This is a genomic window from Natrinema longum (assembly GCF_017352095.1).
In the GTDB taxonomy this organism is placed as follows: domain Archaea; phylum Halobacteriota; class Halobacteria; order Halobacteriales; family Natrialbaceae; genus Natrinema; species Natrinema longum.
Genome location: NZ_CP071463.1, coordinates 531,215 through 550,040 on the forward strand (window position 1 = coordinate 531,215; position 18,826 = coordinate 550,040).

Here is an 18,826-nt window from a genome sequence, read left to right on the forward strand (position 1 = left end):
GTCGTGTCGACCAGGAGCGCACACCGGCGGCTGTGAGCGTCGTGGCGCTCTCGTCGAACGTCGGGTCACGGCTCTCGCGACGTGTCTCTCGAGCAGCGTGGGAAACCTGTATCAGTCGGGTCGTCGTCGGTCCCATCGAGTCGCACCATGACGGATTGTACGCCACGACACGCCACGGGTGAGGGGCGGTTTTCACGTCCGCTCTTCACCGCGCTGTACGATCGATTCATGCCGGATCGGTTTCTGATCGGGCCCCATCGCGAGTATCTCGCGGCTGGCCTCTCCGGGCGCGTCCTCGATCTCGGTGCAGGCAACGGCGCGATGTTTCCGTACGCGGCCGACGCCGGCGACGACCTCGAGTACCACGCGGTCGAACCGGATCCGACTATGCGACAGCGCGCCGTCCAGAAGGCGGCCCAGACGGACCTGCGCGTTCACCTGCGCGACGCCCGCGGCGAATCGCTCCCCTACGCGGCCGACAGCTTCGACGTCGTCCTCTCGGGGGCGGTCTTCTGTACCATCGACGATCCCGACGCCGCCCTGGACGAGGTGGCTCGCGTCCTGCGGTCCGGGGGCGAACTGCGCTTCCTCGAGCACGTCCGCAACGACGGCTGGCGCGCCCGAGCGCAGGATCGACTCACGCCGCTGTGGGAACGCGCCGCCGGCGGCTGTCAGTTGAACCGCGAGACGATCGAGCGGTTCGTCGGGCACGACGCCCTGGACGTCCTCGAGATCGAACGGACCGGAATCGGACTGTTTCCGGCGACCCCGATCCTGCGCGGGCGACTCCGGCGGCGGACCGAGTGAGCCACGAGGGGCCGGTGATCGGCCGCGGAATCCGCTCGATGCCGTCGGTCGCGTCCGGTCCCCTCAGACATCCGCTCCCGGTGTGTGCGACGAAAACGCATAGTGCGACGCCGTCGTAGTCCCGACCGACCATGTTCGAGGACAGAACCGACGCCGGCGAACGCCTCGCAGCGGCCCTCGAGGACCGCGACCTCGAGGCCGACATCGTCTTCGGGATTCCCCGCGGTGCGTTACCGGTCGCCCGGCCGGTCGCCGACGCGCTCGACGCGACGCTCGACGTCGTCGTCGCACGGAAGGTGGGTGCGCCGACGAACCCGGAGGTCGCCCTCGGCGCGGTCGCCAGCGACGGCAGCGTCTGGTACAACGACGAGTTGATCGACCGACTGAACGTCTCCGAGTCCGTCCTCGAGGAAATCCGGGCCGCGGAAGCGGAAAACGCGCGTCAGAAGGCGGATCGCTATCGCGACGGGACCGGCATGCCCGATCTCCGTGGACGACGGGTCGTGGTGGTCGACGACGGGGTCGCGACCGGCGCGACGGCGACGGCCTGCCTCCGACAGGTTCGAGAGGCCGGGGCGGAACGAATCGTGCTGGCCGTCCCCGTCGGCTCTCCGCGGTCGATCGAGGCCTTAGAGGGGGAGGCCGACGCGGTGATCGCACTCGAGACGCCCGCCGACTTCCGAGCCGTCGGCCAGTACTACCGGGATTTCGGCCAGGTGAGCGACGAAGCGGCTCTCGAGTACCTCACCCAGTAGCCGTCGCTCGAGCAGTCGGGGCCCAGGCCACGCCGTCCAGAACTGTACCGCACCGGCTCCCGAGCTCGATCGACGAACCGGATCGACGCCCGTCGGAGGGCCGGGTTCCTGAAAGCAGTTACCGCCACTCCTCGAGCGAGACGGCATCTCCCTCGGTCATGGCGATCCACCCGTCGTCCCGTGCGATATCCGCGATGACGAGGTGTGGGGAGCCGTCGATCTCGTCGACCGCTGTGACGACATCAGCTGTATCGCCCGATCGGCTTCCGATCGACTCTGCTTCAGGCACCATGGACGGAGGTAGAACGATTATAACTATGAATGTATCGATATAGTACGAATCGGTGTTTGAATATCGGGCATAATGCGCCAAACTTTTGCAGTGCTGGAATTAAAACGCGCGGAAGTTAGACGCACTTGCAGAGTATCGGAGACGGACGCACGATCCCGTGGGATACGACCCACCGAATCGCACAGGACAGCGAACTTTTCGGGAGCCGTCCCTCGATCGCTTCGCTCACCCGGTCGACCCCGGTAACACGTCGACCCCTCGAGGCGGCCCTAGAACGGACTTCCCGAGCCGTCGTTCGTTGCCTCGTCACGGTCGCCGTTTTCACCGAGCCATTCGAGGGCCGTCTCGACGTCGTGCGTGGGCGGCGAACACGTCCGGTCACGGCAGACGTACAGCGTCGGCTCGCCGTCCCGCGCTTCTCGCCCCGCCCAGATCGCGGGTGCGTCTTCGAGTGCCAGTCGATCGAGCCAGCCCTCGAGCGCGTCCTCGGTCGGCGGTCGCAGCGCGAAGAGCCGATCGGGCAGATACCGCGACGCGAACCGGTCGCGCCACTCCTCGGGGAACTCGTCGGCGGCTACGGTCACTTCGAGCGCGCCCGACGCGAGCCGGTCGGCCCCGAGACAGAGCGTCGCGTGTTCCAGTGCGCTCGCCTCGATCTCGTTTGCGTGCGTCTCGAGGACGGTCGCGGCGATCCCCTCGAAGGCCTCGTCGGCGAAGGCCTCGAGTGCGAGCAACGTTTCGACCGCCACGCCCGTCGCCGACGGCGTCGACTGATCGCCCAGTTCCTGTGGCCGGGTCACGAGCGACTCGCCGCTCTCGGGCGTGAAGTAGAGCGTTCCCCGATCCGCGTCCCAGAACTCGGCCTCGATGACGCGAGCCAACTCGAGTGCGACGGCGAGGTGATCGACCTCGCCGGTCGCCTGATAGCAGTCCAGTGCGCCCCGCGCGAGGAAGGCGTAGTCCTCGAGGTAGCCGTCGACCTTGACGTCCCCGTCTTTGTATCGCCGCGAGAGCCGCTTTTCCTCGTCGTCCCAGAGTTTCTCGCGGACGAACTCGAGGGCGTCGACGGCGGTCTCGGCGTACGCGTCCTCGCCGAGGACCAGCGCTGCGTGGGCGTACGTCGAGATCATGAGCCCGTTCCAGCCCGCGAGCACCTTCTCGTCGCGGTCGGGCCGGGGCCGCTCCTCGCGAGCCTCGAACAGCTGCTGGCGGGCCGACTCGAGTCGTTTCAGGATCTCGCTTTCCCCGAGGTCGAACTCGCCGGCGAGCTCCGAAACCCGCCTCACGCGGTTGGGTTGATTTCGCCCCTCGAAGTTCCCCGAGTCCGTAACGTCGTAGCGCTTACAGAAGAGCTCGGCGTCGGTTTCGTTCTCGAGGACGTCACGGACCTCCGCGGGCGTCCAGACGTAGAACGCACCTTCCTCGCGCTCGCCGGTCTCGGGCGATTCGCTCTGTGCGTCGAGCGTACTGAAGAAGCCGCCCTCCTCGTGGGTCAGTTCCCGGTCGACGAACTCGAGGGTCTCCGCGACGACCGTCGCGTAGCGGTCCTCGCCGGTCAGCTGGTAGCCGGCGAGGAAGGCGCGGGGAATCTCGGCGTTGTCGTAGAGCATCTTCTCGAAGTGTGGAACCGTCCAGTCCCGATCGACGCAGTAGCGGTGGAAGCCGCCGCCGACGTGGTCGTAGAGCCCGCCCGCTGCCATCGCGTCGAGGGCTTCCTCGAGCACCTCGAGATACTCCTCCCGTCCGGTTCGATCGAACGCTCGGGCGAGAACGCGCAACCGCGAGGGCTGTGGGAACTTCGGGCCCCCCGAGCCGAAGCCGCCGTGCTGGCGGTCGGCACTTCGCAGGACCGCGTCCGCAGCCGTCTCGAGAACGTCGTTCGAGGGCGGTGCTGGGGATCCGCCGGCTTCTGCCCCGGCGGCCGCCGGAGTCTCCTCGAGTTGATCTCTCGCCGCGTCGGTCCACTGCTGGGCGCGGTTCTCCATTTCGCCGCGATCCTCCTCGCTCTCCCAGGAGTCGCTGATTCGCTCACAGAGTTCGAGGAAGCCGGGCTGGCCACGCTGGCCCTCCTTCGGGAAGTAGGTCCCGACGAAGAAGGGCTTGCCCTCGGGGGTGAGCCACGCCGACAGCGGCCAGCCGCCCCGGCCGGAGACGAGTTGACAGACGGTCATGTAGATGCTGTCGATGTCCGGGCGCTCCTCGCGGTCGACCTTGATCGGGACGAAGTTCTCGTTGAGCACCTCGGCGACCGCTTCGTCTTCGAAACTCTCCTCTTCCATCACGTGACACCAGTGACACGCCGAGTAGCCGATCGAGAGGAAGATCGGCACGTCGCGTTCCTTCGCGGCCTCGAGTGCCTCCTCGTCCCAGGGCTGCCAGTTGACGGGGTTGTCCGCGTGCTGGCGCAGGTAGGGGCTCTCCTCTTCCTCGAGCCGATTCCGTGACGTCGGGGTTGTCATGAACGCATCTACGGGCGGCGGTTGTAAAAGACCGCTGTCCGTGCCCGTTCCGACCGCAGCGACGGTCGATCGAAGGGAACGGCCTGCTATCCGTTGACGTGCAACGCTCGTCTCCGGTCGCACACGAGGCGTAACGGGTTCTACTGGAGTTTCAGTCCGTATCTTCCCCCACCACACGTATCTCTCAACGACCAATTTGAGGCGTTCTTCATGGTATGTCAAATATTACCATGACTGGGACGACGAATCGCAGTCGACGGAGACCAGCGATCGGATGTGTCGGTTAACTGTTTTTACGAATACGAAACGATCGTGCCACTATAAGCATATTGATATTGACATTCTTGATGCAGTGCGGAACGAACACAGAGGGGGGACAATGATGGCACCTGACGAAGAGAGAACCGAAGAATCGCTCGATAACCCACTGAACAAGCGGTTCGATTTCGAGCGGCGACCGCTCCTGAAACTGTTGAGTGCAGGGACCATGCTTTCGCTTGGCACCAACACGGCGATCGCCTCCGGTGACGAATCCAATGGCTCGGATGACGAAGCGACGAGTTCTCGACGGATCGATCCCCAGTACGGCTTCGCGACGCCGGATGCCACGGCGGTCCCCGAGAACCTAGAGCCCGATCACGTAGTCGAACTCCACACGGACGAACCGGACGACCCGAACGATCCGGACCGAACGCCTTTCTTCCACTTCGATCCAAGCGGCATCCACGTGAACGCTGGCGACGTCGTGCAGTTCACTCCCGAAAGCCCCGATCACACGATTACGGCGTATCATCCCGGAGTGGGCTTCCAACAGCGAGTGCCTGACGGGGTGCCGCCGTTCTCGTCACCCGTTCTCAGCATCGATAGCGCATGGCTCTACGAGTTCACCGAAGCGGGTGTGTACGACTTGTACTGTGGTCCACACCACGTTCTCGGAATGAGCATGCGGATTATCGTCGGTGACCTCACGGAGGAGGACATCCCCGACTACGAGGACACCTTCGAGGGGAGTCAGGATCCGCCGCTCCTCGCCCCGTTTAGCAGAGAGTTCCTCGAGCACGAACTCAACGAGACGAACGACGCGAACGAGGGCTGTGAGTGGTCGTGGCTAACACCACAAGAGATCCTCGACGCAGACGTACTCGACCCGGAAACGATTCAGGACCGGGGGACAGTGCCGTTCAGGGACGTGCTCGCCGATATCGATCGCTTTGCTGATGAAACCGCGTAGCACGACGACGCCGATGAAGCGGCGACTCTCCATTTCTGCTAGGACTCACCTGCCGAACGATCGTCTCGACTCCGAGGACGACGGCATGCCGGCGAGTGGCCGATACTGACCCCTCACGTCCGGTTATCGGTGGACGATTCGCGAGAGCCGTACCGAAGAACGAAAAACCGATTCCCTGACTCGAGTCCTACTGCAGTTCCTCGGTGAGCAGCCGCCGGAGCACGAGGTGGAGGACGCCGCCGTTCTCGACGTACTCGACCGCGGCGGGCGTGGCGACCTGTGCGGTCACGTCGAACTCCGTGGTCGAGCCGTCGTCGGCCTCCGCGGTCACGGTCAGTTCGGCGTTGGGTTCGAGCCCGTCCTCGAGCCCCTCGATGGTGAAGTGCTCGGAGCCGTCGAGGCCGAGTTCCTCCCAGCCGTCGCCATCCTGGAACTGCAGGGGCAAGACGCCCATGCCGAGCAGGTTGTCGCGGTAGATGCGCTCGTAACTCTGCCCGATCGTCGCGCGGATGCCCAGCAGATCGGTCCCCTTGGCCGCCCAGTCGCGGCTCGAGCCGGTGCCCAGTTCCTCGCCGGCCATGACGATCAGCGGCGTGTCGTCCTCGCGGTAGCGCTCGCTGGCCTCGAAGACGGTGGTCTCTTCGCCCGTCGGATGGTGAATCGTGTACCCGCCCTCGACACCGTCGAGCATCTCGTTTTCGATGCGGACGTTCGCGAACGTCCCGCGCATCATGACTTCGTGATTCCCTCGGCGGGAGCCGTAGGTGTTGAACTCGTGGGGCTCGACGCCGCGTTCTTTCAGCCACTGGCCGGCGGGCAGGTCCTCGCTGAACTGGCCGGCCGGACTGATGTGGTCGGTCGTGACCGTATCGCCCAGCGTCAGCAGGCAGCGCGCGTCGTCGACGTTCTCGACGCCGGGCTTCTCCAGGGGGAAGTCCTGGAAGAACGGCGGCTCGCGGATGTAGGTCGACTCGGAGTCCCAGTCGTAGACCTCGCCAGTCGGGGCCTCGAGCGCGTCCCACCGTTCGTCGCCGTCGTAGACCTGCGAGTATTTTTCCTCGAAGAGTTCGGGCGAGACGCTGCCGTGGATCGCCTCGTGGATCTCGTCGCTGTCGGGCCAGATGTCCTCGAGGAAGACCGGCTCGCCATCGTCGTCGGTGCCGATGGGCTCCTCCTCGAGGTCGATATCGATGTGTCCGGCGAGACCGTAGGCGACGACCAGCGGCGGGCTCGCGAGATAGTTCGCCTGGATCTTCGGGTGAATGCGGGCCTCGAAGTTACGGTTACCCGAGAGGACGCTCGTCGTCCAGAGGTCGTGTTCGTCGATCGCGGCCTCGATCGCGTCCGGTAGCGGCCCGGAGTTGCCGATACAGGTCGTACAGCCGTAGCCGACGACGTGGTAGCCGAGATCCTCGAGGGGCTCGAGGAGGTCGGCCTGTTTCAGATACTCGGTGACGACGCGGCTGCCCGGTGCGAGCGATGTCTTGACGTACTCGGGGACGTCCAGTCCGGCTTCGACGGCGTTTTGCGCGAGCAAGCCGGCCGCCATCATCACCGACGGGTTCGAGGTGTTCGTACAGGAGGTGATCGCGCTGACGACGATGCTGCCGTGCCCGATCTCGACCTCCGAGCCGTCCTCGAGCTCGATGGGGACGCGTTCCTCGAGTCCGAGCCCGGGTTCGACGGCCGCGGAGCCCTCCGTGCCGGCGTCCGCTTCGACGCCACCACCGTCACCGATGGCTGGTTCGCCGCCCTGACCGAGAACGCCTTCCTCTTGCAACAGGGTCGCGAAGTGCTCGTCCAAATCTCCCATCGGGATGCGAGAGTGGGGCTTCTTGTGACCCGCGAGGCTGGGTTCGACGTCGCCGAGGTCGAACTCGACGGTCTCGGTGTACTCCGGTTCCTGCTCGCCGAACAGGCCCTGGGCCTCGAGGTACTCGTGAACGAGGTCGATGTGGTCCTCGTCGCGGCCCGTCAGCTCGAGGTAGTCGAGGGTCTTCTCGTCGACGGGGAACATGCTGATCGTCGACCCCTGTTCGGGGGCCATGTTCGAGATGGTCGCGCGGTCGGCGACGGAGAGCTCCGCGACGCCGGGGCCGAAGAACTCGACGAATTTGTCGACGACGCCCACCTGTCGGAGCTGCTCGGTGATGTGGAGGACGAGGTCGGTCGCGGTCGCACCCTCGGGGAGCTCCCCGGAGAGGCGCACGCCGACGACCTCGGGGAGGCTCATCGTGATCGGCTGGCCGAGCAACGCGGCCTCGGCCTCGATCCCGCCGACGCCCCAGCCGACGACGCCGATGCCGCCGATCATCGGCGTGTGGCTGTCCGTCCCGACGAGCGTATCGGGCAGGAGCCACTGGTCGCCGTCGTCGTCCGCACGTGCGTGGACGACCCGCCCCAGGTGCTCCAGGTTGACCTGGTGGACGATCCCCGTCCCCGGCGGGACGACGTTGAACTCGTCGAAGGCCTGCTGGGCCCACTTGATCGACCGATAGCGCTCCTCGTTGCGCTCGTACTCGAGTTCGACGTTGCGCTCGTACGCGTCCTCGTTGCCGAAGTAATCGACCTGCACGCTGTGGTCGATCACGAGGTCACAGGGGACATCGGGTTCGACGACGGTCGGATCGACGCCTTTGCGGTCGGCCGCCGACCGCAGCGCCGCGAGGTCCACGACCGCGGGGACGCCGGTCAGATCCTGCAAAACGACGCGCGAGGGCTGGAACGGAACCTCCACGTCTGGAACCTCGGGCTGCCACGACGCCGCGTTACGGATGTCTGCGGCGTCGATGTGCTCGCCGTCCGCGTTCCGAACGACCGACTCGAGGAGCACTCGGATACTCACGGGGAGTTTCTCGAGATCGCACAGTCCTCGCTCCTCGAGGACCGTGAGATCGGCCATCTTGTACGTCTCGTTGCCGTGTTCGAACTCCCGGATCGCATCCGAGAAGTCGTCGGGTGCCATGCCTCGAGTTAGAGGCCCGTGAATTTGAATCCGTCGAGAATTGCAAGTATTCCCCACTGAACCCACCATTTGTCGGTATGTGTTGTGGTATCAACGCTGCCACCGTGGAAAAAACGCGACCGAACGACGACTGGGGAGTCGGACTGACCGTCGCCGCAAAGTCGTCACGTCGGTTGGATGCTCGGAGCGTCAGTTGCCGCCGGCACCACCATCGCTGGCGTTGCCGCCGCCACCGCCGCCGCCGTTCGCACCGGCACCATTGCCGCCGTTTTCGTCTTCGGTATCCTCTTCTTCGGTGTCCTCTTCCTCGCCGTTGCCGTTGCCGTTGCTGTTAGCGGTCGCACCGGGAGTAACCTCGATCAGGTCGATTTGGGAGTCGCGGAACTCTCCGTCTTCGCCCATCGTCCCGCTGTCTCCCGAACTGAGGCTGAGTTCTTCCGTGAACAGGAAGCCCCACGTCGGGGCGTCCACGCCCAAGTCGTAGTTGATGATGTACGCGTCCCAGTCGTCCGGATCGTCGAACACGTCGTCCGCCGACCCGGAATCCTCGAGCAGGTCTTCTTTCGTCTGTGTGTTCAGCGCCGAGACGACCTCGAAGTCCTGCCCCGGCTTGTAGTCGTCTCCGTACACGAGCACCTGCCCGTCCTCCTGGGCGGCGGCGGTTCCCGCCGTCGCGCCTGCACCGAGAGCGAGTCCCGCCGTCGCGAGCGCTCCTTTCTTCATGAACGAGCGTCTCGAGTCGTCGAATAGTCCTGTGTTGTCTTCTGTCATGTCTCTCACTTGAGTCCCCTCCTTCGGGGGCAGACGACCCTTGACCCAATTTTCGCATAAGTCAACGCCATTGTTTCACCGTCTAAGACGAACTAATATCTCGGGATCTGACCGCTCCGCCCCTATACACCCCCATCTCGATGTTTCAGAGAGCAACGGGACCCAGCTATCAGCAATAGTTGTTTATCGAGCGAAACGGATCTCATCGGAGACGCTGCTGTCTGTTACCGTTACGAACCGACCGAAGTCGAGCGTCATCCATTTCGACCGCGGTGGGCCGCGGACGTCGATCTACGATTGCACCGTCGTAACCGTTCTACAAGGCGCTTTTGCGGTCGTAGCGGTGGTGCTTGGAACTGTTCATACAGCAAAACAAATGATTTCCTCGGACTGTCCCCGCAAAATCCATCACCGGGGACCGGTCACGTTCAGTGATTCTCCCCGCCTCGAACAGCTCCGGGACTGGAGTTCTCGAGCACGGATCTCCGGTACCGCGGAGTTCACGCTGCCGTGTTTGGAAAATCGGTTGCGAAGCAGGGAAACGGGCAGTCTCTGGTGACTTCTCGATCCGAATCAGTGTGGCATCACAGCCCGACTTCGACGAGGTTCAGTCGGGAGTTCCGGAAGACGCCGTCCTCGCCCATCGACTCGCTGTCGCCGACGTCGAGGTCGACTTCCTCGGTGAACAGGAGCCCCCACGTCGGGCCATCCGTGTCCATGTCGTAGTTGATGATGTACACGTCCCAGTCGTCCGGGTCGTCGAAGACGTCGTCGGCCGACCCGGAGGCCGCGATCAGGTTTACTTTCATTCCGCCCTCTACCTCCGAGACGACATCGAAATCGACATCCGGCCGGTAGTCGTCTTCGTATACGACGACCTGCTCGTCGTCCTGTGCAACAGCGGTCCCCGCCGTCGCGCTCGCGCCGAGTGCGAGTCCCGCCGCGGCGAGAGCCTCCGTTTTCGTGAACGAGTGTCTCGAGTTATCGAACCGCTCGTCGGAATCTCTAGTCATGTATCTCACCTGCATCCCTGGCTGTGGGATAGATGGTTCTCGAGCCAACTTTCTATAAGTGAGTCCGATCGTTTCATGGTCAACGAAGAGCTATACTCGGAGAACGGGGAGTTGGAGGCGTGCTCTGTCGACGGTTCGGGCTCTCACTCCCTGGTAAGCGATAGCCACCCGACGGCCGGATATGACCGTCGGGACGCTCCACCGTCGTATTGCGCTATTCAGTTCGGATATCGGGTGCTTCACCCATCAAACGGCGTATTGTGTGGAGACGAGTAGAACATAAATCCGAGGATGATCCCGTGAGGGGCGGCTGGGGTATTCTTGTGCCGACCTGTGACGGGCTGGTGTCACTGTGTCCCGGCCTCCCCCGACGGGTCGCGGCTGGGCCGGCACTGACCGACAGGACGCGACCCATGTCCCCAGTTCTACGGCGAATCGATCGACCACGTCGACTGGCGGAGACGACGAGCCAAACCGTCGACGGGCAGCCCCCACGCTCGTTCAGTTTCGCCGAACGAACTCCACGAACGCGAACCCGTCGCGCTCGTCCCGAGTCGCCTCACGAAACGATTCCCGGTTCCAATCCGGGAAGTACGTATCGCCTTCGGGGTCATCGTGGACCTCCGTCACGATCACCCGATCGAGCGCGGGCAGGAACTGGTCGTAGACGGTCGCTCCGCCCGCGACGAAGATCCGATCCGCATCGTCGTGGCGCTCCCGCGCTGCTCGGTCGGCCCGGTCGAGGGCTTCCTCGAGCCCGTGTGCGACCACGGCTCCCTCGGGCGTCTCGAGGTCCCGACTCGTCAGTACGACGGTCGTCCGGCCGGGGAGCGGTTCGCCCAGCGTCTCGAGGATCCCCTCGTAGGTCACCCGGCCCATGATGACGGGGTGGTCCATCGTCGTCTCCTTGAAGTGCTGGAGATCGGCGGGGATGTGCCAGGGCATGTCGCCGTCGCGCCCGATGACGCCGTTGTCCGCGACGGCCACGATGCCGACGAGTTCGCGGTCGGTCTCGAACGCTGGCGTCGCGTCCCCCGGTGCGGTCCGATCCTCGCTCATTCGGCCACCGAGAACTCGATGCCGTCGTGGGACTCGTAGCCCCGAAGCTCGACGTCCTCGTACGCCAACTCGTCGATCGAGACGTCCGCGACCTCGAGGGTCGGTCGCTCGAGGGGCGCTCGCGACAGTTGCTCGAGCAGGCCGGGGACGTGATCGAGCCGGTCGTCACCCGCGGCCTCGGCTGGGGCTTCGGACTCGAGCCACTCGCGGACCTCGCGGTACTCCTCGCGGTCGTCGACATCGGCCAGCCTCGACTGGAGCGCCTCGAGGTTGTCGGCGTACCACTCGCCGCGCTCGCCGCGGCCACAGTAGACGTGCGTGTCGACGACGGTGTGGGCGAAGGTGCCGGGCTCGAAGCCGGTCTGCTGGGCGATCACTTTCGTCAGGAGCGCGTAGGCCGCGATGTTGAACGGGATGCCGAGTGCGGTGTCACCGGAGCGCTGCGTGAGATGGCAGTTCAGCCGATCGCCCTGGACGTTGAAGACGAACGAGTAGTGACAGGGCGGGAGCGTCGAGACGGCCGCGTTGGCGGGATGCCAGGCGTTGACGACGAGCCGCCGCGAGTTGGGCGCGTCGGAGAGCGTGTCGATGACGTACTGCAGTTGATCGAACGTCTTCCGACCGTCGGCTTCCTCGGTGACCCACTGCTGGCTCTCGTCGGGCCAGGATTCGCCCTCGAGTTGTGCATCCTCGTCTGGAACCGGGAACCGTCGCCAGAAGCGGCCGTAAGCGGTGTCGAGCCGCCCCTCCTCGTCGGCCCAGGCGTCCCAGATTTTGGTCTCTTCCCGTAGGTCACGGATGTGTTCCTCGCCGGAGAGATACCAGCAGACCTCGTGGAGCATCGAGTTCCAGCGGTAGCCGTCCATCTCCTTGGTCGTAAGGAGCGGATACCCCTCTTGGAGGTCGACCTCGTAGTGCTCGCTGAACGACGAAATCGTGTCGACGCCGGTCCGGTTGGGCTTGTGCGTGCCCTCGGAGAGGACCGCGTCGACGAGATCGAGATACTGTCGCATTGCCCGTACTGTAGCGACCGAACGACCATAATAACGCACGATCCGGAAACTATCAGGCCAGGAATAGGATCGATGACGGTCTCATCGTTCTCGAGCGTTTCGACCCCCTCGAGGGGAGCGCAAGCAACCAGTAGCGGCGTTCCGGGCACGATCCGTACTCGTTCCGGGGCGGGAAAGTCACCGTTCCGAGACGGAGAGGCGGAGATCGTGACGCTCGACATCGACCCAGAGACTATTCGTATCCGAATTCAGATGTGTCGTCGATTTCGTCATCCCGTCGGCCCGGACAGTGGCGTCGTACTCTCTCCCGGCCACGAAGACGTCTCGGAAGGCCACGAGGTCGTCCGGCGGGAGAGTGATGATATCGTAGAAAGTAGCGCTGTCCGCGGAATCGCTGATCGTCAGTCGAACGTCGACGCGCTCGTCGCTATCGTTCGAGATCACGATATCGGACGTCGGTCTGTAGCCCTTCTGGAAGCTGATCTCGTCCGACGAAATCGTGTACGCAAACGCGTCGTACGGTGACTCGGTCGGCCGCAGCGTCCGTTCCGTCGCCGTTTCGTCGGTCGACACCGACACAGTGTACGGTTCCGGCCCCGCCGTGAACAAGCCCCTGACCGGCGTCTCGTCTCCTGGTTCGACCGAGACGGTTTCGTCCTCCGTCGCCCCGTTGGCAGCAGTCACTGTGACCGACGCATCCACTGATTCGGTCAGTTCGTTTCGGATCGAAACGACGTAGTCGCCCGCTATTTCCGTGAAGTGTACGCGGTCTGCCTCACGTCGCGTGTTGGCTGGGTGGAACCTGCCGACACAGCCGGACACTGCACCGAGTACGAACGGGCCGCCGACGAGGAGTTGACGTCGTCTCATAGGGAACGATAGCAGACGCTTGTACTTACATCGTGTTCAAAGAAAAAACATCTACTGTACCGACTCGGTATTCCACCTGAATAGGCTACAGTAGCGAAATTCGATTGACAGTAGCGAAACGCGATCGATACTGACCATGCTGAACCACGTATCAGCGGTCGCTGTCACCCTCATTGGTCGGGAGCGGTAGGTCCCGTTCGAACCGATCCGGGCAACCCGGTTTCCGCGCCGGTCGATTCGGGTCGCTTCACTTTCACTTCGGTATCCAAACCGTCTTTATCGGTGCGGCCGTTCCGACGAGCGATGACTGCCCGAGACGGCGTCTGCCTGCTCGCCCTCCCGCCGTCTGCGATCACCGACCGCCCCGCCGCGACGCTCGCGGATCTCGAGGCGACCCTCGAGCCCGACGCCGTCTGGGTGCTCGGTCCGGAGCGCGAGCCACAGGCCTTCGCCAGAGCCCGACGGGCGTTCGACGCGCCGGCGTTTCACCCGCCCCTCGAGACCGGTAGCGGGCCGGCCCCGCATCGAGAACGGATCCGTGCCGACGGCGGTTCCGACGCCATCGAGATCGCCGTCGCACAGGGGCTCGAATCGCTTCGAGCATCGTCGGAGGCCCGCTCGAGCGACCGGCCGATCGCCGACCCGGGCGTCGCCGCGATCGTCTGTGACGACGTCACGACGACCGTTCGACCGACGACGCTCGAAACGATCCTCGAGGGGACAGCGACGCTCGCGACGGCGCTGCCGACCGGCCAGGTGACGACCGTTCTGACGGGGAGCGAACCGGCCGGCTACGACGAACTGTGGCACCTCGAATCACCGAGTGGCGAGGTCCGCGCGGTCGACCACGACGTCGTCGGCGACAGCGGCATCGACGATGACGATCCCGTCGAGGGAGACCGCGTCGCCGTTCGCCTCCGGGGTGTCGGCCCCGTCGAGGGCTACGGGAGCCGCCAGTCGATCGCGACGGTGACCGTCACCGCCGACGGGATCGACCGGGTCGACACCCACGCGGTGACCGACTTCGGCCTCGAGGCCGTCGCCGGAATCGGCCCGAAGACGGCCGGACGGCTCGCCGATCGCGGCGTGACGACGCGGGCCGACCTCCTCGAGACACCCCTCGAGACGCTGGCCGATCTCCCCGGCGTCGGTCGCGACCGCGCGCGGCGGAGCCACCGGCACGCGACGGTCCTCGAGACCGGCGAGCCGAGACGAGTAACCGACGAGTCGCTCCCGGGCGAGAACTGGTCGCAGCCGCCGCTGTGTCTCGATATCGAAACCGACGGCCTCTCGCCGACGATCATCTGGCAGGTCGGGGTCTACGACCCCGCCACGGACACCTATCGTGCGTTCGTCGAGACGAACGATCCGACGGACCCGGCGTCGGTGCTCGAGGCCTTCTGCGACTGGCTGCTGGGCATGCACCCGAATCGAGCCTTGCTCACGTGGAACGGCTGGCGGTTCGACTATCGCCATCTCGGAGCCTTCATCGCCAAGCACCTCCCCTACTACACCGACGAGTGGGAGTCGATCCCGAAGTTCGACCTCTACCTCTGGGCCGTGGGGAACGAGAACGCCCTGCTGCCCGGCCGGACGAACCGACTCGAGGCCGTCGCGGCTGCGCTGGGCTACGAGGACGCGGCCACGGGACTCGACGGCGCGGCGACGGCGGCGGCCTACCAGCGGTTCATGCGGACGGGCACCGAACTCGAGTGGGACCGCCACGAGGCCTACTGCGAGGACGACTGCCGGGCGCTCTGGCACGTCTACGAGCGGTTGCGGGACGCGCCGACGGCGTCGGCGTCGTCGATCGAACGCGGATCGGCCTCGAGTCGGCCCGATTCGAGCGGCTCGTCGTCGGCCGCTCCCTCGAGTGCGAGCGGGTCGGGCTCCGAGCGGGCTGGACCCGAGGCGACGGGACGAACAGCGATCCGACGCGACGCGAGCGACGGCACCGACAGCGAGCAAACCGGACTGAGCGATTTCTAAGCCATGAGTAGCGAACACGAAGCCGAGCACGCGGACGTACCGGTCACCGGCGACGAACTGGTCGACACCTTCCCCGGCTACCGAGCCGGCGACGACGTCACCGTCCTCGAGCGGTCCGGCCGCGAGGCGTCGACGGTACCCAACGAGCGCGTGCTCCGTCCCGAACTGGCCGCGCCGCTCGAGAACGCCCTCTACTCGCATCAGGCCGAGGCTCTCGAGGCGCTGGCCCGCGACGAAAACGTCTGCGTCGCGACGAGCACGTCGTCGGGGAAGACTCGGATCTACGCCCTTCAGATCGCCAGAAACTATCTCGAGGCCCGCGCTCGAAACGAGGACGCCACGGCGTACGTTCTCTACCCGACGAAGGCACTCTCGCGGGATCAGGAGCGGGAGCTGAACGACCTCTTCGACGAGCTAGGACTCGAGATCACGGTCCGGGTCTACGACGGCGACACCGAGCGCGGGCGCAATCGCAAGCGGATCCGCGAGGAGGCCGACGTCATCATCTCCAACTTCGCGGGCGTGAACACCTACCTCCACGACCACGACCGCTGGGCGCGGTTCCTCTCGGCCTGTGACCTCGTCGTGATCGACGAGTCCCACACCTACACGGGCGTCCACGGAATGCACGTCGCGTGGATCGTTCGCCGGCTGAAGCGGGTCCTCGGCTACTACGACGCCGACCCGCAGTTCGTTCTCACGAGCGCGACGATCGGCAACCCAGAAGCGCACTCGACGGCGCTGATCGACGAATCCGTGACGGTCGTCGACGAGGACGGCTCACCCACGGGGCCGCGGGATCTGGTGCTCTGGAACCCGCCGCCACGGGCTCGCGAGGACGACGGCAAGCCAGCACAGGAGGGAACGGCCGACGCGGCCGAGGACGCCATCGTCGAGCGCGTCCCCGCCACCGTCGAGGCCCCGCGGATGCTCTCGCATCTCACCTACCACGACGCCCAGACCCTGCTCTTTACCCCCTCGAGGAAACTCGCCGAACTCTCGGTCAAGCGGGCGTCGAAACACCGCCGCGACAACCGTCGTTACTACACGAACCCCGACCGCGGAGCCGCCTTAGAGCCCTACCACGCGGGTCACTCGCGGAAGAAACGCCACGGGACCGAACACCAGCTCAAGACCGGCGTGCTCGACGGCGTCGCCTCGACCAACGCCCTCGAGTTGGGGATCAACATCGGCGAGATGGACGCGACGGTGCAACTGGGCTACCCGGGGCAGCGCCAGTCGTTCTGGCAGCAGATCGGCCGCGCGGGTCGCGGGACGAAGCGGGCCCTGTCGGTGCTGGTCGCCGAACACCGAACGCTCGACCAGTACGTCGTCTCGAACCCCGACTACCTGCTCGAGGCCGACGTCGAAGACGCCGTCGTCGACGTGACCAACGACGCGGTGTTCGCCCAGCACCTGCGCTGTGCGGCCGACGAACTCGCGATCGACGACTCGGACGGAGGGACCCTCGCCGATCGGGGTCGCCTCGAGCGGGCCGTCGAAATGTGGCGGCGCGCGGGGCAGTTACGGGGCAGCCTCGAGACCGGCGTCTCCTACGTGGGGCCGCCGCGACCCCAACGGACGATTTCGCTGTACGCGACGACGGGTCAGGAGTACGAGGTCGAACTCGCCGACGGCGTCGACGAGCGCCACGACCCGGAGATGGAGCCGCTCGCGAAAGAGCGAGTGCTGCGGGACTTCCACGAGGGCGCAGTCCGGCTGCATCAGGGCCAGCAATACGAGGTGACGGACGTCGACCACGACGCGCCCCGGCCCTCCGTGACCGTCCGGCCGACGGACGTCGACTACTACACGCGGACGCGCACCGACGTGACGGTGCTGGACGCCGTCTCGGAGGAGTCCCGCGAGATCGGCGAGTTCACGCTGCATTTCGGCCGCGGCCGGGTGCTCGTGTATCACGGCAGCTACGACAAGGTCGCGGTTCACGGCGGGAAGCGCACGGAGCAGGGGATCCCAACCGAGAACCCGCCACTCGAGATGGAGACGCAACTGTGCTGGCTCGAGGTGCCCCAGCGCGTCGAGGCTGCGCTGGTAGAGAAATACCGGAGCTTCGAGGTGCCCGAACTCGAGGACGGGCTGGCGGGGACGGCCCATCTGGGCTACGCGGGTGGGCTCCACGCCGCCGAGCACGCGACGATCGGCGTCGCGCCCCTCGAGTTGATGGTCGACAAGCGCGACCTCGGTGGCCTCGCGACCCTGACGATCGACTCGCATCTCGATCGGGAGGCAGACACGGATGCGGACGCGAGCTCCCAGTTCGGACCCGCGGGCAGTGGGGGCGACGGCGCGCCGCGAAACATCGCCGCCGCCGAGGCCACGGTACGGGAGATCGCGAACGGTCTCGAGCGTACCCCCGCCAGTGGCTGGTTCATCTACGACGGTATCGAGGGTGGACTGGGCTTCGCGCGGGCGATCTACGAGAACTACGAGGCCGTCGCCGAGCGCGCTCGAGAACTCATCGCGGATTGCGATTGCGGGAACGTCGACGGCTGTCCGGCCTGCGTGATGGACGACCAGTGTGGGAACGACAACCAGCCGCTCCACCGCGACGCGGCCGTGGACGTGCTGGATCAGTTGCTGGGCGACGCCGACGAGGGGGCGCTCGAGCCCCACCTCCCCGACGAGGAGTACGGGGGCGATCGGCGACCGCCGCTGTTTTACGCCTGACGACGATGTTGGGATCGTTCGATCAGTTCGATTCGGACCCCGTCTCGACGGTCTCACAGACGGCCGCGGTTTGCCCGTCACGTGCAGCCGGTTCACCATCGAGCGTGTACGTGAACCCGTATGTGGCGCTGCCGCCGGAGCCGTGAAGGACCGCGATCTTCCCGCGGCGTTCCGCATCGCCACAGTCGGCCGCGTCGACACCGTCGGGGAAGACAAACGGCGCGTAGGTCGTTTCGAACGGTTTCGTCTCGCCTGGCGGGACGACGAGATCGGTTCTCGACGGTGAGAGCGGACGGTTCTCCTCGATACCGATGACGCCCGGCCCCGGATCGAACGTCGACGAGTCGAACGAGTCGGCCTGCGGATCGACCGTCGGGTTCGGAACGTCGCCGTAGATCGCGACGAAGCGCGCGAGAAGCGGGGCATCACCCTGGTTCTCGAGCGTGAACCTGGCGCGACCGTCCGGGAGCGGTTCGACGGCTCTCGTCACGCCGTGGATCACGTCCCAGACGGAGAGGTGCGCCGTCCCGTCCGGCGTCTCGGCTCGGACGCGAAGTCCCGGATAACTGGAGAGGGCCGTCTCGAGCCGATTCGGGAAGAGCACGGGGAAGCGAGCGGTTCCGACCGGGCCCTCGACGCGATCGAATTCCTCGTCGGTCGAGGAATCGACGAGGATCGCCTGCTCTACGTCGACGTCGTCGCGGAACTGGACGAGGAGATCCGTCTCTTCGTACCAGTACTCCTCGAACACGTCGTCGGTCTCCAACCGCGTCCCGGTGAGCGGAAGCGACTCGGTACAGCCGGCCGAGAGGAGGGCACCACCGGTGGCGAGGGCCTGAAGGAACGGGCGGCGGTTCATGAACGAGATATTACAACCAAGCGGTATATATTTTCTATCGATTCGAGCGGGACGC

General features: G+C 65.4%; 14 protein-coding genes. 5 read left to right on the plus strand and 9 right to left on the minus strand.

Going from position 1 to position 18,826, the window contains the following annotated elements:
* Positions 1-147 precede the first annotated feature (147 nt).
* Positions 148-807: a class I SAM-dependent methyltransferase gene (locus tag J0X27_RS02590; RefSeq protein WP_207270913.1), complete on the plus strand. Its 660-nt coding sequence runs from the start codon at positions 148-150 to the stop codon at positions 805-807.
* A 131-nt stretch (positions 808-938) separates the two neighbouring features.
* A complete protein-coding gene (locus J0X27_RS02595; protein WP_207270914.1) occupies positions 939-1,562 on the plus strand; it encodes a phosphoribosyltransferase in 624 nt (207 codons plus the stop codon).
* A 118-nt stretch (positions 1,563-1,680) separates the two neighbouring features.
* Here J0X27_RS02595 and J0X27_RS02600 read toward each other — a convergent pair whose 3' ends face one another.
* On the minus strand, positions 1,681-1,854 hold the full coding sequence (locus J0X27_RS02600; RefSeq protein WP_207270915.1) for a DUF7556 family protein: 174 nt from the start codon (positions 1,852-1,854) through the stop codon (positions 1,681-1,683).
* A gap of 269 nt (positions 1,855-2,123) precedes the next feature.
* Positions 2,124-4,313, minus strand: coding sequence for a thioredoxin domain-containing protein (locus tag J0X27_RS02605; protein WP_207270916.1), 2,190 nt, complete (start codon positions 4,311-4,313; stop codon positions 2,124-2,126).
* Between the two features lie 382 nt (positions 4,314-4,695).
* Between J0X27_RS02605 and J0X27_RS02610 the strand changes: the two genes are divergently transcribed.
* Entirely contained in the window at positions 4,696-5,544 is an 849-nt protein-coding gene (locus J0X27_RS02610; RefSeq protein ID WP_224214680.1) for a cupredoxin domain-containing protein, read from the plus strand.
* Positions 5,545-5,731: 187 nt separating this feature from the next.
* Here the strand turns inward: J0X27_RS02610 and acnA are convergent, their stop codons facing one another.
* The 6 genes from acnA to J0X27_RS02640 all read right to left on the minus strand — a co-directional run bounded on the left by acnA (position 5,732) and on the right by J0X27_RS02640 (position 13,235).
* A complete protein-coding gene (gene acnA / locus J0X27_RS02615) occupies positions 5,732-8,509 on the minus strand; it encodes an aconitate hydratase AcnA (protein WP_207270918.1) in 2,778 nt (925 codons plus the stop codon).
* 189 nt (positions 8,510-8,698) lie between these two features.
* Positions 8,699-9,232 (minus strand): calcium-binding protein, encoded by a 534-nt coding sequence (locus J0X27_RS02620; protein WP_224214679.1) that lies wholly within the window; start codon positions 9,230-9,232, stop codon positions 8,699-8,701.
* A gap of 632 nt (positions 9,233-9,864) precedes the next feature.
* Complete coding sequence (locus J0X27_RS02625; protein ID WP_207270920.1) at positions 9,865-10,293, minus strand: calcium-binding protein; 429 nt, start codon at positions 10,291-10,293, stop codon at positions 9,865-9,867.
* A 501-nt stretch (positions 10,294-10,794) separates the two neighbouring features.
* Positions 10,795-11,352, minus strand: coding sequence for a dihydrofolate reductase (locus tag J0X27_RS02630; protein ID WP_207270921.1), 558 nt, complete (start codon positions 11,350-11,352; stop codon positions 10,795-10,797).
* Complete coding sequence (gene thyA, locus J0X27_RS02635; RefSeq protein ID WP_207270922.1) at positions 11,349-12,365, minus strand: thymidylate synthase; 1,017 nt, start codon at positions 12,363-12,365, stop codon at positions 11,349-11,351. Before thyA ends, J0X27_RS02630 begins: the two co-directional genes overlap by 4 nt.
* 177 nt (positions 12,366-12,542) lie before the next feature.
* Positions 12,543-13,235, minus strand: coding sequence for a hypothetical protein (locus J0X27_RS02640; protein ID WP_207270923.1), 693 nt, complete (start codon positions 13,233-13,235; stop codon positions 12,543-12,545).
* 303 nt (positions 13,236-13,538) lie between these two features.
* On the opposite strand from J0X27_RS02640, the gene J0X27_RS02645 reads away from it, so the two are divergent.
* Together J0X27_RS02645 and J0X27_RS02650 are read left to right on the plus strand one after the other, a co-directional pair.
* Positions 13,539-15,224, plus strand: a complete 1,686-nt coding sequence (locus J0X27_RS02645) for a ribonuclease H-like domain-containing protein (RefSeq protein WP_207270924.1) — start codon at positions 13,539-13,541, stop codon at positions 15,222-15,224.
* Between the two features lie 3 nt (positions 15,225-15,227).
* Positions 15,228-17,912, plus strand: a complete 2,685-nt coding sequence (locus J0X27_RS02650) for a DEAD/DEAH box helicase (RefSeq protein ID WP_207270925.1) — start codon at positions 15,228-15,230, stop codon at positions 17,910-17,912.
* 22 nt (positions 17,913-17,934) lie between these two features.
* Here J0X27_RS02650 and J0X27_RS02655 read toward each other — a convergent pair whose 3' ends face one another.
* Positions 17,935-18,771, minus strand: coding sequence for a hypothetical protein (locus J0X27_RS02655; protein ID WP_207270926.1), 837 nt, complete (start codon positions 18,769-18,771; stop codon positions 17,935-17,937).
* Positions 18,772-18,826: the final 55 nt, after the last annotated feature.

Coding starts and splice junctions, on each gene's coding strand:
- J0X27_RS02590 (WP_207270913.1), top strand. CDS start 148: ATGACGGATTGTACGCCACGACACGCCACGGGTGAGGGGCGGTTTTCA.
- J0X27_RS02595 (WP_207270914.1), top strand. CDS start 939: ATGTTCGAGGACAGAACCGACGCCGGCGAACGCCTCGCAGCGGCCCTC.
- J0X27_RS02600 (WP_207270915.1), bottom strand. CDS start 1,854: ATGGTGCCTGAAGCAGAGTCGATCGGAAGCCGATCGGGCGATACAGCT.
- J0X27_RS02605 (WP_207270916.1), bottom strand. CDS start 4,313: ATGACAACCCCGACGTCACGGAATCGGCTCGAGGAAGAGGAGAGCCCC.
- J0X27_RS02610 (WP_224214680.1), top strand. CDS start 4,696: ATGGCACCTGACGAAGAGAGAACCGAAGAATCGCTCGATAACCCACTG.
- acnA (WP_207270918.1), bottom strand. CDS start 8,509: ATGGCACCCGACGACTTCTCGGATGCGATCCGGGAGTTCGAACACGGC.
- J0X27_RS02620 (WP_224214679.1), bottom strand. CDS start 9,232: ATGAAGAAAGGAGCGCTCGCGACGGCGGGACTCGCTCTCGGTGCAGGC.
- J0X27_RS02625 (WP_207270920.1), bottom strand. CDS start 10,293: ATGACTAGAGATTCCGACGAGCGGTTCGATAACTCGAGACACTCGTTC.
- J0X27_RS02630 (WP_207270921.1), bottom strand. CDS start 11,352: ATGAGCGAGGATCGGACCGCACCGGGGGACGCGACGCCAGCGTTCGAG.
- thyA (WP_207270922.1), bottom strand. CDS start 12,365: ATGCGACAGTATCTCGATCTCGTCGACGCGGTCCTCTCCGAGGGCACG.
- J0X27_RS02640 (WP_207270923.1), bottom strand. CDS start 13,235: ATGAGACGACGTCAACTCCTCGTCGGCGGCCCGTTCGTACTCGGTGCA.
- J0X27_RS02645 (WP_207270924.1), top strand. CDS start 13,539: ATGACTGCCCGAGACGGCGTCTGCCTGCTCGCCCTCCCGCCGTCTGCG.
- J0X27_RS02650 (WP_207270925.1), top strand. CDS start 15,228: ATGAGTAGCGAACACGAAGCCGAGCACGCGGACGTACCGGTCACCGGC.
- J0X27_RS02655 (WP_207270926.1), bottom strand. CDS start 18,771: ATGAACCGCCGCCCGTTCCTTCAGGCCCTCGCCACCGGTGGTGCCCTC.